We start from the raw sequence: 15,346 nt of genomic DNA, 5'->3' as shown, positions 1-15,346 counted from the left end.
GGATGTTCGGCCCTACGGCGTCGCCTCATGCCCCTCGATCCTGAATGACAATTTCACCCCGCTCTGCATCCAGGCTGACGCGATCGCCTTCTATCAGTCTGGCGAGAATGCCCGGTACATTTGCAACCGCCGGCAATCCATATTCCCGGGCAATAATGGCCCCATGCGACAGGGTCCCGCCCATTTCGGCGATCAGCCCCGCTGCCACGCCGAACAAGGGCGCCATGCCTGGATCGATCACCGACACCACAAGAATATCGCCTCGCCCGACTCGACTCCAGTCCTCCATCGATCGGACAAGGCGAACCGGTCCCACAACCCTCCCTCCACTGATAGGAGTGCCACGAAGGGCCCCCTTGGATGCCACGGTCGAAACAGTATCCGAGCCGCTGAGCGCTGCGCGCCAATCCCTGATCGTGTCCGGCACGATCGTTTTCGCGAATCGGTCGCGCTCCGCCCGTCGAGTCTCAATCAGCCCTTGCCAATCGCGCGAGCCGCCGACTAACAGATCCGCTCGTTCATCGACGGTAATATAGAACAGGTCTTCCCGTGACGAGAGCAACCCCTGCTCAACCAAACAGTCGCCAAGACACAATAGTAAACTCCGTGCCGCGGCCGAGTAGTACATCAAATGGTGCCGGTTCGCCTCGCGCAGGGCAAAGAACCGGCAGAGTCTGCGATACCACCAGGAAAAGATCGCCCACCGATGGAGACGCCATCCGCACCTGGCACGAATCTCAGCCAGGGCTCGTGCTCGCACCTGTGCTTGCCGATCGAGAATGTCAGCCGGGGTCACCGCGATTGGAGCCAGCAATTGTGTGCGCAAAATCGCCAGCAACAATTCCGGTCGATCTGCAAACCGCGGCGACATGACGTCCGACTCGCCGACCCCTCGATGACCATAGTCTTCGAGGTACCGGTCAAAAGCACGAAGCACGTCGGTCCCCTGAAGCAGACGATGGACTTCAACCGGGTTCCACTCCTCTGTGGTGAACAAGGATGTCACGGAGGGATCGCGCCGAATGGTCTCCGCCATTTCCGCCATGCGGACAATCTGCTGCGCGCTGATCACCGCCGACTGACCCTGCAATGCCCCGTTCAGCAAAGCTCTCCAGTCTTCGCCCAGCCAGCGAGGCAACAGGCCCCCCAATACATACAAGCACTGCGACACCCCTCCGGCAATGCCAAAGGTCAGCTCATGCTCATCCAGCCATCGCCCGATGGCATCGAGCCGCAGGGCGATCTCTTCGCCTGGGACTTGGCTCAGCCGTTCGGCGCGATGCTCGGCTGCCATGGCCTTCATGTCGGCGAACCACACCGGCCCATAACGCACAGCCCTTCTCATCTCCATCAACATCACCAGGCCCGCACGAATGACCTTCGGCCACCCGAGCGGGCAGACCTCCGGCACCCTCGTAATACGTTCCCCCCCCATCTGCTCCACCATCGAGGAGGGATCGCCCCGCAGTTGTGTGATGAGGGAATGAAGCAGCGTCATATTGATATAGGGCCGTCCCTGGAACGTGCGGACCGATGAGATCCCTTCAGGAATCTGGCAGCCCAGGCGCCGGTAGGGCGCAATGATGTAACGTTCCATGAAGAGTTCGAGAAACGACAAGCCGAGCGGGCTCGGCAGCTCCGGCAGGGTTTCCTTAAAATTAGCACGGGACCATTCGCAGTCATCGTTGGTCAGCTGCAGAGGGCGGATCGGCCCCGAGATGGGACGTGCTTGGAGTAGCCAGAGCCCCTGATCATCGTAGAGCCATTCGAGGTCCACCGGATGACCGAATAACTGCTCGATTTGTTTAGCCCTGTTGGCCAATTCGAATATTTGGTCGTCCGACAATGTGCCGCTATCTGCACCAGCATCCGACAGCGGCAGGTCGCAAAGTCCTTGCTCGGTCACCTGCAAGGCCCGACTCTGTCGAGTGATCGTCCTTTCACGAATCTGTGGGAGTTGCCCTGTCCCTGCCATCTCGACCACATAGTGGTCCGGTGTGGCACGGCCGTCGACGAGCGCTGCCGCAAGCCCCGCGACCGCATTGATCACCACCTGAGTCGCTCGTCCTGTGAGGGGATGGATCGAATAGGCGACGCCGGCGGCACAGGCATCGAGCATCGGTTGAATCACGACGGCCATCGCAGGAGGTGCGCCGCTCAGTCCTGACCTCGCATGATAATTCAACACCCGGTCATCCCAGATCGAGAGCCACAGATCCTTCACCGCAGAACCGATCTCCCCCGGTGGGATGCCAAGGCGCGTGCGGTAGACTCCGGCAAAACTGGCATGAGCGCCGTCCTCGTTCGTTGCCGACGACCTGACGGCCCACAGCCTCTGCGACGTGAGATGAAGACCTCGCACCTGGTCGGCGATCTGGGCCGTCAATTCAGCGATGTCGAAGTCCTGAATGATGGTGTGACAATGGGACAGGATTCGTTGGCGTTCGGCCCCGGAGGCAAGCAGGGCTGCCTGCCACTGTCTCGCTGGAGAAAAACCAGGCACGCGAAGCGCGTGCGCATAGGCCTCCGTCGTCACGCAGAATCCCGAGGGAACCGCGAATCCTCCGGCGATGAGTCGAGCCAGGCCTGCAGCTTTCCCCCCGACAAGAGAGGAATCAGTGCAGGCGGCCAAGGGAAGGAGAAGCGGGCGATCCATTGGAACGGATACTACCTACAGCAGGAGGAGGAGGTAAAGGTCATTCACATTCGTGCCGGTGGGACCGGTGATGATGAGCTGCTTGAGCTTCTTCAACGCGGGGTAGGTGTTGTGGCGGTTCAAGGCACGGTTGAGATCCACCGAGAGACGTTGTGCCAGCGCCAGGGTATCGCCGTCGACAACTGCTCCAGCCGCATCGGTCGGACCGTCGGTGCCATCGGTGCCAATCGCGACCACCCATACCTTGGCCAGACCGGCAATCTCTAGCGCCGCGGCAGCGGCGAATTCCTGCGCTCGGCCACCTGTCCCATTTCCCGTCACGGTCACAGTCGTTTCGCCGCCGGCCACGACACAGCAAGGCCGTTGAAGCGGTTTCCCCTCACAGATCATTTCTCTCGCCATCGCGCCAAACTGTCTCCCCGCCTCACTGGCCTCGCCAGTAACGGCTACTGTCGGCACGAAAGTTCGTAGACCTGCCTCCCTGGCTGCGCGGGTGACCGCTGCAACGGCCGCTGCGTTATTCCCGACGATGTGATGCTGGACTCGACGAAAGAGAGAGGACCCAGGCTTTGGAGTTTCGATCTCGAGTCCCTGACATCCCCGCGTAAGATACTGACGCACTCGTTGAGGAGTCGCCGTCCAGATGCGATAGCGCTTCAAAATTGCGACAGCATCTTGATAGGTCGTCTGGTCTGGAACTGTCGGCCCCGACGCAATGGAGCTGAGATCATCTCCCAACACATCGGACAGGATCAGCGTCGCCACGGTAGCCTGCGTCAACTCGGCAAGTCGTCCTCCCTTGATACGCGAGAGATGTTTTCGAACAGTGTTCATCTCTTGGATGGTCGCCCCGCATCGCAGAAGCTTCGTAGTGGTCCGTTGCTTGTCGGCCAACGTAATCCCTGCAACCGGCGCCGGCAATAAACTGGAGGCACCACCTGACAAGAGTACGATCAAGAGATCGCGCCTGCTCAGTTCTCCCACCATGGCACAGAGCTTGGCGGTCCCCCGCTGACCAGATCGATCTGGTACCGGGTGGCTAGCTTCGGCGATTTCGATCCGTTTCGTTGGGATAGCATGTCCATGCTTCACCACGACAAACCCATTGTCCAACCAACGGCCCAGTCGCTGTTCCACCGCACGAGCCATGGGGGCCGCGGCTTTCCCGGCTCCGACCACGACGACCCGCTCATATCGGCTCAGGTCGTACCGGTGCCGACCCACGATCAGCTGATCGCCATTCATGGTGATCGCACGGTCAACCGCCGTACGGGCATCGACTGCCGTCAGTCCACGAGTGATGAGTTTCTTGAGTAGTGGCCGGATAGGGGAGGAAGGAATCTGCATCACGCTACTGATGGGATCGCAGGTCTTAGCGAGCGAACGATGACCGCGGAACAAGGACACAGCAATTGTTTCTTTTTCATCGCTCAGCGCTCACCGTTCAGCGTTTCCAGACGAGCGGACTTTTCAGCATCCTGCGCGTTAGGGAGTTTTGTCCTGCTTAAAACAACGGGTCGGACAAGTCTGCCGCGGGACTCTCATCTGATACGTGCCCTTTGGCAGCACATCCTTCTTGAATTCGGGGTTCAGCATCTTGAGTTCCAAGAAGTAGGTTCCGTACTCCTCGGCAATCGAGGTGAGGGCTCGCTGAGTATCCTTCACGTTGACGGTCACCGTTTCGGTTTCCATCGGCATGTAGAGATCTTTTTTGCTCAAGCCCAGATACTTCTCCGGCTGCGAGTAGATTTCTTTGGCGGCGATGATTCTGGGAACGTACCGCATCGTTTCCCGCGGCCCATGCATCTTCCAATAGTCGGTAATATTCTGTTCCTTCAAGAGCCGGCGAACCCGTTCTTCACCGGCATTGTAGGAGGCCATGGCCATGAACCAATCGTTCTGCTTGAAATCCTTCAGGTAGCGCAAATACTTCACCGCCGCTTCCGTCGACATTTCTAAATTGCGGCGATCGTCGCGAACGGCATCGCTCTTGAGCGCGTACCGCCGCCCGGTGGAGGGGATGAACTGCCAGGGCCCTGACGCTTTCGCCTTCGAGTAGGCAGCGGCCACACACTTGCTCTCGACGAGCAACATATACTTAAGATCATCCGGCAGGCCGGCATCCGCCAACTGCTTTTCGGCTGGAGGAAAACAGCGTCCCGTACGCTTCGCCAGGATGATACTTTCGCCCTGGTCTTCTAAGAACTGATAGAACTCATATTCGATGCGTTCACGCACCTGCCAGTTATCGAGCGGAACCGGCTGCCCGGCGAACGTCAGCTTGTCGGGCAACTTGAATGAGCTCAGAAAATAGCGCTCCGCCCCTTCTCGCTTGATCTCCGGCAGGATGACCAGGCGACCCTCCGGTTCATCCGAATTTTCGAGGAGATCGAGCGGCATGGAGTCACGCTCTGGCTCCCCCTTCGCTCCAGCTCGAGCGGCACTGTCTTTGACTTCAGGATGTTCCGGTTGCGGTTGCGCTCCTGTTGGAATCGGAAGCGTGACGGCGATCCACAACCCGCTGAACACCAATGCCCGTTGAAGCCACGTCCTCATGCCAATCCTGCCTCCTCGATACGGTGAACGATCCTGAGTCGAGTGCGTATGCTAACAGCACGGCTTGGGACCGGCAAGCATGATCGACTTTCGGATTCGTGTTAGACTCTCGCGACCTATGCGTGCACTGACTCTCCTCAACGATCGTATCACCCACTGTACCGCCTGCCCGCGGCTCGTCACCTATCGGGAAGCCGTCGCATCAGAAAAACGAAAACAGTTTGAGGACTGGACCTATTGGGGCCGTCCGGTCCCTGGATTCGGAGATGCCCAGGCCCGCCTCTATGTACTTGGGCTTGCCCCGGCGGCGCATGGCGGTAACCGAACCGGACGAGTCTTCACCGGCGATCGCAGCGGAGACTGGCTCTACGACGCCTTGCATCGATTCGGGTTTGCGAACCAGCCTGGCTCTCATCACCGGGACGACGGGCTCACACTCTCGGATTGTTATATTGGCGCCACCGTCCGTTGCGCGCCGCCCGACAACAAGCCGACGCCACAAGAATTCACGGCTTGCCGCTCATATCTGCGGGAAGAACTCCGATTGTTAGGAAAAGTTCGAGTGGTGGTGGCGCTGGGCAAGATTGCGTTCGATCACTACTTGAGGGCCTGCCGTGATGAAGGGATGACGCTGCCCTCGCCACTCCCGAAATTTTCCCATGGAATCGTCCAGGTCCTTCCATGGGGCGTGACGCTGATCGGCTCGTACCATCCAAGCCAGCAGAACACCTTCACCGGGCTCTTGACCAGACCGATGTTTCACCACATCTTCTCAACGGCCCGCCAGAGACTCACGGAATCAACAGGCGCACGAACCGGCAAGTCGTAGGCTGCGTTCTCCGCTTGCGCGCAGCAGGATGCTCAAAATGGCCGTCCAGCAAGGCCGCAGCCGACGAACGCACCGGAGGCGTAGCCCCAGGCTACGTTGAGGATGCATTCGAGGCGAGAACGATGCTGGCGGACTTTTTCAGCATCCTGAATGATGTTACTTCTTCGCTTGGGCTTCCCAATCTGCCAAGAACTTCTTGAGCCCGATATCGGTCAAGGGATGTTTCACCATCTGCTGAAAGATCGAAAAGGGCATCGTGCAGATATGCCCACCAACCAGCGCAGCCTCAACCACATGCTGGGGATGGCGCACACTGGCCACCAGCACCTGGGTCTTATAATCGTAATTGCGATAGATGGTCAGAATCTGACGGATCAGCTCCATCCCGTTTGAACTGATGTCGTCAAGACGACCGATGAAGGGGGACACACACCAGGCACCGGCTTTTGCGGCGAGGAGCGCTTGGGTTGGTGAGAAACACAAGGTGACGTTCACCTTGATCCCCTCAGCCGCCAATCGTTTGGTGGCCTTCAGCCCCTCCGCAATTAACGGCACCTTCACCACGATATTCTTATGGATTTTTGCGAGTTCTTTCCCTTCCTTCACCATAGCATCGGCTTCGAGGCTGACGACCTCTGCGCTGATCGGCCCATCCACGATGCTGCAGATTTCAATCAACATTTCCTTGAAGCTGCGACCTTCCTTAGCTACGAGCGAGGGGTTCGTAGTCACTCCGTCGAGCAGTCCCAGGCTGGCCGCCTCTTGGATTTCTTTGACGTTGGCGGTATCAAGAAAGAATTTCATGGGCTCGTCCTTTCGTCTCAGGATGTGAGGACCATGTCCTCACATCGTTATCGGTTATTTTATGCAGAACTCGAACGGTGGCTCAACCGCCCCGCCCAATCGCCTCGTTTGACAGGTTTCTACCCGACAGATAAGATTCGATCGTCAACCGCCTGCCAAGTTATACGTTGACCACAGCATACGACAAGGAGACCTCCTATGAGACGATCTGCCTGGCTACTCGCGATGTGCCTGCTCCTGACCGCCTGCGGCGGCAGTAATCCCTATCTGGAACAGTCTCTCAAGCCGGCTGAGCTTCAAGGAAAAGATAAGGCCTGGTTTGAGAAGAACTGGGGAGCGCCCAGCGGCAAAGCCCCTAGGTTTTTTGGCGGAGAAACATGGACCTACTATCGCATCGCCGGCGGAAAGTCGGGCCTCCCCCTCTTTAATTTCTCGCCCAATCAATGCCAGATCACGCTTAAGTTCGACAAGGAAGAAAAACTCGCCGACTACGACTATTCAGGCTGTTAACCGGCGAGCTGTTCCTGAAACTTGTGCGCACAGGTGCGACTACAAAAGTAATAGGTCTGGCCTCCAATATCTTCGGTGATCGCCTCTCCCCTTGGAACGAACACCCGGCACACAGGATCCTGCACCATGTGATTCTTGCCGGGAGGAAGCTGCTCTGGCTGGCCCTGTCCCTTGAACTCTCGGAGAGCCCGCCGGAGAAGAAAATATAATACGGTGAGGAGTCCGAGAACGAGGATAATTCTATACATAGTGGTGGTCTCTTCGTGAGGCCACAATCCTATGGGACAGCTTCACCCCTGTCAAGGACTCCATAACCGGTTCTAGTTGAGAAACCAATAGGCTACCACTCCAACCGTTCGCTCAAAGGGCCCAGCCTGACAAGCGCAAAAGGGCCTATTTGCCCAGAAGACCCAGTACTTCAGATGGATATGCTTCTATTTCATAGAATGCTAGAGTGTCAACATGACGACTTGCGATAAATGCCGCGGGGCAATGTTACCGGAACGGGCAGTGGATCTGAACGCAGGACTTGCGATCACAGTATATGCATGTTTGAACTGTGGCCGTCGGAAATCAGCGGGCCAGGAACCTCTGCCTATTACCGCACGACATTAATCCGCGCTATGACAGAATCGAAACTGCTCACGTACGACGAGCATAAGGCAGCTGAAGCTGCCTTTCGTGGGATTCCGCTCAATCCTGATTGGACGGACTCAGCCCAGGAAATTTATGCCCGTCTATCTGCGGCGTTTGTCAAACGAAAAGCCACTGACCTCATGCCCACAAACACGTGGAAGCGTGAAAAGGTCTACCGGTAGGTCGTAACGTCCCCCTTCCGCCCGCGAACCAATTCATCCGCCCCTGATTCCTACGAATTCAGTACGCCAGACATCGGACTTCTCAGATGTCATGAAGCTGATATTGCGTCAGCTCCCATAGGCGCCTGGTTTTCCAGATAGCACACCAGGCAGGGAAGATCGGCTACCGAAGACTCAACACATCCATCATGTCGTAGAGGCCTGGAGACTGCCGAACCACCCACTGCGCGGCCCGCAAGGCGCCCCCTGCAAAGGTATCTCGACTGCTCGCCCGATGTGTGACTTCGATGCGTTCACCCATCCCGCCAAAGAGAATCGTATGGTCGCCGACGATATCGCCGGCACGAATCGTTTGAATGCCGATCTCGCCTTTTTTCCGTTCCCCGATGAGACCTTTTCTGGCATAGACGCCGACCTGATCGAGGTCTCGATTCACCGCGTTCGCCAAGACTTCCGCAATCTTAAGCGCCGTGCCGCTCGGCGCATCTTTTTTGAGACGGTGATGGGCCTCGATCACCTCGATATCGTATTCATCCCCCAACGTCTTCGCCATCTCACTGATGACCTTATAGATCAGATTGACGCCCACACTCATGTTGGGGGACATCACGCAGGGAGCCTGACTGACGAGCGTCTTCAGCTCTACGAGCTGGGAGGGGGAAAACCCGGTCGTGCCGATCACCATGGCCCGCCGATGTTGAGCCACCGTGCGCAAATGATGCAACGTGGCTTCAGGAGAAGAGAAATCAACGACCACTTCGCCTCGACTCAGCAATGCTGCAAGATCGTCGGTGATCGGAACGTCGGCGCGGCCGCAGCCTGCCGTCTCCCCGGCATCGGCGCCCAACGCGCCATGGCCCTTCCCCTCAAGCGCACCGGCAAGCGTCAGGACATTCGAATCTTTAATCAGCGCAACCAGCCGACAGCCCATGCGCCCGGCAGCCCCTGCCACAATCACGTTCGTCATAGAGTTATTACCTGTACCGGGGCGATCCCGGCTAAATGAGGCCTGCATCCTTTAAGGCCCGCGTCAATTGGCTCTTCGTGTCAGTCGCCATCTCACAGAGCGGCAAACGTAACTCAGGATCGATTTTTCCCATCATCCCCAGCGCGGTTTTGACTGGAATCGGATTGGTCTCGTAGAAGAGCGCAGTAAAGAGCGGCGACAGGGCGAAATGAATCCTTCTTGCCTCCTCAACCTGTCCGCACAGGAAGGCCTTGACCAACTGCGCCATCTGGAGCGGGGCGACGTTCGATGTCACACTGATGACGCCTTTGCCTCCGACTGCCATCATGGGCAACGTCAAGGCATCGTCACCGGCCAAAACCGTCATCCGATCGCCGCACATACTCGCGATCTCAGAGGCCTGCTGGACGGACCCGCTCCCCTCTTTGATCCCGACGATGCTCCGTAGCCCGCAGAGCCTGGCCACCGTAACCGGCAGCATGTTCACACCGGTCCGTCCTGGAATGTTATACAAAATCTGCGGAAGATCCACGGACTCCGCAATGAGCTTGTAATGGCGGTACAACCCCTCTTGTGTCGGCTTGTTGTAGTACGGCGTAATGATCAGCGCCCCGTCGGCCCCTGCCTCTTTGGCGTGCTTCGTGAGGGACACCGCTTCTGCCGTGCTATTCGAGCCGGTCCCGGCAATCACGGGAACCCGGCGATTAACCACCTCGACGGTCAACTCGACCACGCGATGATGTTCCTGATGCGACAGGGTGGCGGATTCGCCGGTGGTGCCGCAGGGCACAATCCCGTTCGTCCCATTGGCGATTTGCCATTCAATGAGATCGCCGAAGGCCCGTTCGTCGACCTTGCCATTCCTGAACGGGGTGACAATGGCAATCAATGCGCCTGTGAACATGCTGACTCCTTCGCCAAAAATGCGTCTTTCCTGCCCGTTCCTCAGTCGAGAAAGGCTGGAATCGTTTCGCCCTTTACCAAATCCTCATAGGTCTCTCTAGTCTTGATGACGTGGATCTCCCCGTCTTTGATCAGGACTTCGGGCACCCGTGGGCGCGAATTGTAGTTGGAAGCCATCACAAATCCATAGGCCCCCGCACTCATCACCGCCAGCATGTCGCCCGGATTGACCTCCGGCAGAGACCGGTCCTTCGCCAGGAAATCGCCCGACTCACAGACCGGACCGACAACATCCACATTGTGCTTGGGCCGCTTGAGTACCGCCTCCGAGACGGGACGAATTTCATGATAGGCCCCGTAGAGGCTCGGCCTGATCAAATCGTTCATCGCCGCATCGACGATAATAAACCGTTTCGCCTCGCCGTCTTTCCGATAGAGGACCTTCGTCACGAGAATGCCGGCATTGCCGACGATGACGCGGCCCGGCTCCATAATGAGGGTCACGCCCAAGTCCTTCAGCAATGGCGACACGGCATCCGCCAAATCTTGCGGCAACGGGGGCGTTTCGTCCGAGTAGGTAATGCCGAGACCACCGCCGATATTGACATACCGGATGTTGATGCCCTGAGCCTTCAAGGCTCCGACCAGCGTCACGACCTTCTTCACGGCCTCGACGAACGGCGTGACCTCGGTCAACTGCGATCCGATATGTTTATGCACTCCGACGACATCGATGTTGGCAAGCGAGGAGGCCAGGGTGAACTCTTCGAGCGCCCGATCGGCTGCGATCCCGAACTTGCTCTTCTTGAGACCGGTCGAAATATAAGGATGTGTTTTCGGATCGATGTCCGGATTGATCCGCAGGGCGACCCTCGCCTTGACTCCGACAGAAGTCGCGACTTCATTGATCGCCTGCAACTCTGCCGACGATTCGACGTTGAACATGAGGATGTCGGCCTTCAAGGCCTCGCGAATTTCCTCGTGATTTTTACCGACTCCCGCGAACACAATCTTCGAGGGAGGCACGCCGGCCTTGAGTGCCCGGAAGAGCTCACCGCCGGACACAATATCCACCCCGCTCCCTTCCTTAGCCATGAGACGGAGGATCGCGATATTGGAGTTGGACTTCATCGCAAACGCAATCACATGGGGCAGGCTCTTGAAGGCCCCATCGTAGGCTCGGAAATGGCGAACGAGGGTCGTGTAGCTGTAGATATAACAAGGCGTGCCAACCTCTTTCGCGATGCGGCTGACCGGCACCTGTTCACAGTAGAGTTCGCCCTGTCGATACTCGAAGTTATTCATCCTGTCCATCCTTATTCAACCGTTCGTGGCTTGCAAACGAGAAACTCGCTAATGAGTTCTCGAAGGCATCCTCGAACAGACGGTAACGAGCCTTCGCGCTGGAATCTCTACCTTCATCGCACCATCGTCACTAACGAGTTCCCACTGGTCGCAACGGGGGAAGATTCACATCCTGCCCCTGTAGCATGGGATCCTGAGACGGCTCACCGGACTCGGCTGCCGCTGCCGCCTCACGCTGTTTGAGTTCCAGAAGCTCTCGATTCTTTTGTAGCTGAATCGTCGCATTCACCCCGACATTTTCAGGGGGAACCGGAGGCCCCACGGTTCCACAGGCTACCAACAATCCCATCGTTACACCAACCACGATGGACGTCGCATTCAGCCACCGCATCTTCACGAGAACATCCGCTCAAGTTCTTTAATGCGTTGCTCCACTCGCGCTCGGGCCGTTCCACCGATCTGAGACTTTTGATCGATCGCGGCCGTAACCGTCAACCGAGCGAATAGACCCTTTTCGATTCGCGAGGAAAACTCCCGCAACTCTTCGAGCGAGAAGTCCGTCAGCTCACGGCCTTGATCCAATGAAGCCCGCACCAACCGCCCCGTAATCGCATGTGCTTCACGAAATGGCACCCCTCTGGTCACAAGGTAGTCCGCCACTTCCGTGGCCAGCATGCCTCCACCCTGGAGCGCCCGATTCAACGCGTCGCGGTTCACCGTAATTCGACGCATCAGCTCCGTCAAAATCTCTACTGACGCGGCAACCGTATCGAGGGCGTCGAAGAGCGCCGGCTTATCCTCTTGGAGGTCCCGGTTATAACTCAAGGGCAGCGCCTTGAGGGTGGTCAACAGATTCACGAGGTGACCATACACACGCCCCGTCTTACCCCGCACCAATTCCGGCACATCGGGATTCTTCTTCTGCGGCATCATGCTGCTGCCGGTACAGAAGGCATCTGGAAGATCGACAAACCGAAACTCCTGGGATGACCAGAGAATCAATTCTTCGCTCAGCCGGGACAGGTGCATCATCGTGATCGACAAGGCCGAGGCCACCTCGATCATAAAGTCGCGATCGGACACGGCATCCAGGCTGTTTTGCGTCACAGCGGGAAAGCCGAGCAACTCGGCCGTGAACCAGCGATCTACAGGGTAGTTGGTCCCCGCGAGGGCGCCAGACCCTAGCGGCATGACGTTCAACCGCGCCGATGCATCACGAACCCGCCCCTTGTCCCGTTCGATCATTTCCACATAGGCGAGAAGATGATGGGCGAACAAGACCGGCTGCGCCCGCTGCAGATGGGTATAGCCTGGCATCGCCACTGTGCGATTGGCCTTCCCCTTTGCCACCAAGACCCGCTGAAAGTTTTCCAACTGTGTCACGAGCCGGCCCAGCTGATCCCGCAAATAGAGCCGGATATCGAGCGCCACCTGGTCGTTGCGGCTGCGGCCCGTATGCACCTTGCCGCCGAGTGGACCGATCAATTCGGTCAGCCGGCGCTCAATCGCCATGTGGATGTCTTCATCCTGCGGCGTGAAGCGAAAGCGGCCTCGATCCAGCTCCCGCTTCACCGACTCCAGACCCTTCACGATCGCCTTGGTCTCGGCTCCGGTGAGGACGCGGGCCTTCCCTAATGTTTTACAATGGGCGATGCTGCCCTGAATATCATAAGCATAGAGTCGGCGATCGACCGCCACCGATACGGTGAAGGCTTCCACCAGCCGATTCGTCTTCTCTGTGAACCGCCCGCCCCAGGCCTTTTCGCCTTTCGATGCAACTGGGCTGCGGCCCTTTGCTCGTGCCATTAGATACCGGCCTTCTTCCGTTGGGCTCTGATCTTCAGCCGCAACGCGTTCAGCCGAATGAAGCCCTCGGCATCTTTCTGATTATAGACTTGGTCTTCTTCAAACGTGGCGATGTCGAGCCGGTAGAGCGAGTTCTTCGACTTACGCCCGGCCAGCGTGCAGCTCCCCTTGTAGAGCTTCACCCGCGCCGTGCCGGTCACATCCTGCTGCGCCACATCGATCGAGGCCTGGATCATCTCCCGCTCCGGGCTGAACCAGTAGCCGTTGTAAATCAAGTCAGCAAAGCGCGGAATCAAACTATCTCTGAAGTGCAGCACCTCGCGATCCATCGTCAACGACTCGAGCCCGCGATGCGCCACGTGGAGGATCGTCCCGCCCGGCGTTTCATAGACCCCTCGCGACTTCATCCCGACGTAGCGGTTCTCCACCAGATCGACACGCCCGATTCCATGTGCGCCACCCAGCTTATTGAGGTGGGCCAATAACGTCGCCGGGCTCATCTTCTTCCCGTCGACCGACACCGGATTCCCCGCCTCATAGCCGATTTCGACTTCGAGCGGCTTGTTCGGCGCCTTCTCCGGCGACACGGTCATTTGAAAGATTTCATCCGGCGGTGACTTCCAGGGATCCTCCAAGATGCCGCCTTCATAACTCACATGAAACAAATTCAGATCCATGCTGTAGGGCTTAGCTTTCGTCGCCGTGACCGGAATGCCATGTCGATCGGCATACTCGATCAATTCGCGCCGCGACCCCATCGTCCATTCGCGCCAAGGCGCAATGATCTTGAGATTCGGCGCCAAGGCGGTGTAGGTCAGCTCAAACCGCACTTGGTCGTTGCCCTTTCCCGTGGCGCCATGCGACACCGCCTCGGCCCCTTCCTTCAGCGCGATCTCCGCCTGTCGCCGCGCAATGAGAGGCCGGGCGATCGAGGTCCCGAGCAGATAGCAGCCTTCGTAGACGGCATTGCCGCGCAACATCGGGAACACATAATCCTTCACGAAGGTCTCGCGCAGATCCTCGACATAAACCTTTTTGACGCCAAGTTTTTGCGCCTTGGCTTTGATCGCTTGCAGATCTTCGCCTTGTCCCAGATCGGCGCAAAACGCGATCACCTCGCAATCGTAGGTTTCTTGCAACCACTTCAAGATCACAGAGGTATCGAGCCCGCCGGAATAGGCCAGCACTACTTTCTTCATGACAGAACTCATCGTCTCGTTCGACTCCTCTTGCCTAGTAGGTTCGTTAAAATAGCCTTCTGCATGTGCAGCCGGTTCTCTGCCTGGTCGATGATGACCGACTGGGGACCGTCCAGCACCTCGGCGCTGATTTCTTCCCCCCGGTGGGCTGGCAAACAATGCATCACGATGGCATCCGGTTTGGCGCGATGCAACAGACGGCTGTTCACTTGATAGGGCGCCAGGACTTTCAATCGTCTCGCATGCTCCCGCTCGCGTCCCATACTGATCCAGACGTCGGTGTAGATCACGTCCGCTTCCTTCGCTGCGACATGGGGATCATGCCCGATTTCGATCACGGCGCCGGTTTTGGCTGCCTCTACCCTGGCCCGATCCACGACATGTTGCTCCGGCTGATACCCGACCGGACAACCCAACGTGATGATCATCCCCATCTTTGCCGCCGCTTCGATCAGGGAATTCGCCACATTGTTGCCATCACCGATATAGGCGATCTTGATGCCCTTCAACCGGCCCTTCATTTCTCGAATGGTCAGGAGATCCGAGAGGGCCTGACAGGGATGACTGAGGTCGGTCAATCCATTGATCACCGGCATCGTCGCTTCCTTCGCCCATTCCTCCACGATGGAATGGTCGTAGGTGCGAATAACGATCGCGTCGAGATAGCGAGACAACACGCGTGCCGTATCGGCGACGCTTTCCCCGCGCGAGAGCTGGATCTCGCCCATCGGCAAGACCAATGCATGGCCGCCCAACTGATTCATGCCAGCTTCGAACGACACCCTCGTTCTTGTCGAGGGTTTCTGAAACAACAGGCCCAAGGTCTTTCCGGACAGCAGAGGATGGGGAATCCCCCGGCGCTGCTTATCCTTCAACTGAGCCGCCGACGTCAGCAGACGCTCGATCTCCGCCTTGCTGATCGCAGCAATATCGACGAAATCTTTCTTGCCGACCGGCTTGCTTGTCGTTTGCTTCATCATGCGCATCTTATCC

At 57.8% G+C, this 15,346-nt stretch carries 15 protein-coding genes; 3 read left to right on the top strand and 12 right to left on the bottom strand.

What is annotated here, in order from left to right; genetic code table 11:
• Positions 1-25: 25 nt before the first annotated feature.
• The 3 genes from Q7U76_16480 to Q7U76_16470 form a co-directional block, all read right to left on the bottom strand.
• On the bottom strand, positions 26-2,656 hold the full coding sequence (locus tag Q7U76_16480; GenBank protein ID MDO8357973.1) for a PEP/pyruvate-binding domain-containing protein: 2,631 nt from the start codon (positions 2,654-2,656) through the stop codon (positions 26-28).
• A 15-nt stretch (positions 2,657-2,671) separates the two neighbouring features.
• Positions 2,672-4,003 carry a glycerate kinase gene (locus Q7U76_16475; protein ID MDO8357972.1) on the bottom strand — a complete coding sequence of 444 codons (1,332 nt, stop codon included), beginning with the start codon at positions 4,001-4,003 and terminating at the stop codon, positions 2,672-2,674.
• Positions 4,004-4,141: 138 nt separating this feature from the next.
• Positions 4,142-5,212, bottom strand: a complete 1,071-nt coding sequence (locus tag Q7U76_16470) for a lytic transglycosylase domain-containing protein (GenBank protein MDO8357971.1) — start codon at positions 5,210-5,212, stop codon at positions 4,142-4,144.
• Positions 5,213-5,330: 118 nt separating this feature from the next.
• Here Q7U76_16470 and Q7U76_16465 point away from each other — a divergent pair, with 118 nt between their 5' ends.
• Positions 5,331-6,041, top strand: coding sequence for a uracil-DNA glycosylase (locus tag Q7U76_16465; protein ID MDO8357970.1), 711 nt, complete (start codon positions 5,331-5,333; stop codon positions 6,039-6,041).
• A 156-nt stretch (positions 6,042-6,197) separates the two neighbouring features.
• On the opposite strand, the gene fsa is transcribed toward Q7U76_16465, so the two are convergent.
• On the bottom strand, positions 6,198-6,845 hold the full coding sequence (gene fsa, locus Q7U76_16460; GenBank protein MDO8357969.1) for a fructose-6-phosphate aldolase: 648 nt from the start codon (positions 6,843-6,845) through the stop codon (positions 6,198-6,200).
• Positions 6,846-7,043: 198 nt separating this feature from the next.
• Between fsa and Q7U76_16455 the strand changes: the two genes are divergently transcribed.
• Positions 7,044-7,355 (top strand): hypothetical protein, encoded by a 312-nt coding sequence (locus Q7U76_16455; GenBank protein ID MDO8357968.1) that lies wholly within the window; start codon positions 7,044-7,046, stop codon positions 7,353-7,355.
• On the opposite strand, the gene Q7U76_16450 is transcribed toward Q7U76_16455, so the two are convergent.
• Positions 7,352-7,603, bottom strand: a complete 252-nt coding sequence (locus Q7U76_16450; protein MDO8357967.1) for a YHS domain-containing protein — start codon at positions 7,601-7,603, stop codon at positions 7,352-7,354. The two genes, Q7U76_16455 and Q7U76_16450, sit on opposite strands and share 4 nt — an antisense overlap.
• Before the next feature lie 300 nt (positions 7,604-7,903).
• Between Q7U76_16450 and Q7U76_16445 the strand changes: the two genes are divergently transcribed.
• The gene (locus Q7U76_16445) at positions 7,904-8,173 is read left to right on the top strand and encodes a hypothetical protein (GenBank protein MDO8357966.1); all 270 of its coding nucleotides are present in this window, start codon (positions 7,904-7,906) and stop codon (positions 8,171-8,173) included.
• A 163-nt stretch (positions 8,174-8,336) separates the two neighbouring features.
• Here the strand turns inward: Q7U76_16445 and dapB are convergent, their stop codons facing one another.
• The 7 genes from dapB to argF form a co-directional block, all read right to left on the bottom strand.
• Positions 8,337-9,140 carry a 4-hydroxy-tetrahydrodipicolinate reductase gene (gene dapB, locus Q7U76_16440; GenBank protein MDO8357965.1) on the bottom strand — a complete coding sequence of 268 codons (804 nt, stop codon included), beginning with the start codon at positions 9,138-9,140 and terminating at the stop codon, positions 8,337-8,339.
• Between the two features lie 31 nt (positions 9,141-9,171).
• Positions 9,172-10,044 carry a 4-hydroxy-tetrahydrodipicolinate synthase gene (gene dapA, locus Q7U76_16435; GenBank protein ID MDO8357964.1) on the bottom strand — a complete coding sequence of 291 codons (873 nt, stop codon included), beginning with the start codon at positions 10,042-10,044 and terminating at the stop codon, positions 9,172-9,174.
• 41 nt (positions 10,045-10,085) lie between these two features.
• Positions 10,086-11,348: a diaminopimelate decarboxylase gene (gene lysA / locus Q7U76_16430; GenBank protein MDO8357963.1), complete on the bottom strand. Its 1,263-nt coding sequence runs from the start codon at positions 11,346-11,348 to the stop codon at positions 10,086-10,088.
• A 130-nt stretch (positions 11,349-11,478) separates the two neighbouring features.
• Positions 11,479-11,745, bottom strand: a complete 267-nt coding sequence (locus Q7U76_16425; GenBank protein ID MDO8357962.1) for a hypothetical protein — start codon at positions 11,743-11,745, stop codon at positions 11,479-11,481.
• Positions 11,742-13,154 (bottom strand): argininosuccinate lyase, encoded by a 1,413-nt coding sequence (gene argH, locus Q7U76_16420; protein MDO8357961.1) that lies wholly within the window; start codon positions 13,152-13,154, stop codon positions 11,742-11,744. Before argH ends, Q7U76_16425 begins: the two co-directional genes overlap by 4 nt.
• Complete coding sequence (locus Q7U76_16415; GenBank protein MDO8357960.1) at positions 13,154-14,365, bottom strand: argininosuccinate synthase; 1,212 nt, start codon at positions 14,363-14,365, stop codon at positions 13,154-13,156. Before Q7U76_16415 ends, argH begins: the two co-directional genes overlap by 1 nt.
• Positions 14,362-15,333, bottom strand: a complete 972-nt coding sequence (gene argF, locus Q7U76_16410) for an ornithine carbamoyltransferase (protein MDO8357959.1) — start codon at positions 15,331-15,333, stop codon at positions 14,362-14,364. The genes Q7U76_16415 and argF overlap by 4 nt, the downstream gene beginning before the upstream one ends.
• Positions 15,334-15,346 lie beyond the last annotated feature (13 nt).

Source organism: Nitrospirota bacterium (assembly GCA_030645475.1).
Taxonomy (GTDB): domain Bacteria; phylum Nitrospirota; class Nitrospiria; order Nitrospirales; family Nitrospiraceae; genus Palsa-1315.
Note: the sequence above shows the minus strand (reverse complement) of the source record. Positions and strands in the feature narration are given on the sequence as shown.

Excerpts from the sequence above, each read along its gene's own strand:
- Q7U76_16480 (MDO8357973.1), bottom strand. The coding sequence starts at position 2,656 with ATGGATCGCCCGCTTCTCCTTCCCTTGGCCGCCTGCACTGATTCCTCT.
- Q7U76_16475 (MDO8357972.1), bottom strand. The coding sequence starts at position 4,003 with ATGCAGATTCCTTCCTCCCCTATCCGGCCACTACTCAAGAAACTCATC.
- Q7U76_16470 (MDO8357971.1), bottom strand. The coding sequence starts at position 5,212 with ATGAGGACGTGGCTTCAACGGGCATTGGTGTTCAGCGGGTTGTGGATC.
- Q7U76_16465 (MDO8357970.1), top strand. The coding sequence starts at position 5,331 with ATGCGTGCACTGACTCTCCTCAACGATCGTATCACCCACTGTACCGCC.
- fsa (MDO8357969.1), bottom strand. The coding sequence starts at position 6,845 with ATGAAATTCTTTCTTGATACCGCCAACGTCAAAGAAATCCAAGAGGCG.
- Q7U76_16455 (MDO8357968.1), top strand. The coding sequence starts at position 7,044 with ATGAGACGATCTGCCTGGCTACTCGCGATGTGCCTGCTCCTGACCGCC.
- Q7U76_16450 (MDO8357967.1), bottom strand. The coding sequence starts at position 7,603 with ATGTATAGAATTATCCTCGTTCTCGGACTCCTCACCGTATTATATTTT.
- Q7U76_16445 (MDO8357966.1), top strand. The coding sequence starts at position 7,904 with ATGTTTGAACTGTGGCCGTCGGAAATCAGCGGGCCAGGAACCTCTGCC.
- dapB (MDO8357965.1), bottom strand. The coding sequence starts at position 9,140 with ATGACGAACGTGATTGTGGCAGGGGCTGCCGGGCGCATGGGCTGTCGG.
- dapA (MDO8357964.1), bottom strand. The coding sequence starts at position 10,044 with ATGTTCACAGGCGCATTGATTGCCATTGTCACCCCGTTCAGGAATGGC.
- lysA (MDO8357963.1), bottom strand. The coding sequence starts at position 11,348 with ATGAATAACTTCGAGTATCGACAGGGCGAACTCTACTGTGAACAGGTG.
- argH (MDO8357961.1), bottom strand. The coding sequence starts at position 13,154 with ATGGCACGAGCAAAGGGCCGCAGCCCAGTTGCATCGAAAGGCGAAAAG.
- Q7U76_16415 (MDO8357960.1), bottom strand. The coding sequence starts at position 14,365 with ATGAGTTCTGTCATGAAGAAAGTAGTGCTGGCCTATTCCGGCGGGCTC.
- argF (MDO8357959.1), bottom strand. The coding sequence starts at position 15,333 with ATGATGAAGCAAACGACAAGCAAGCCGGTCGGCAAGAAAGATTTCGTC.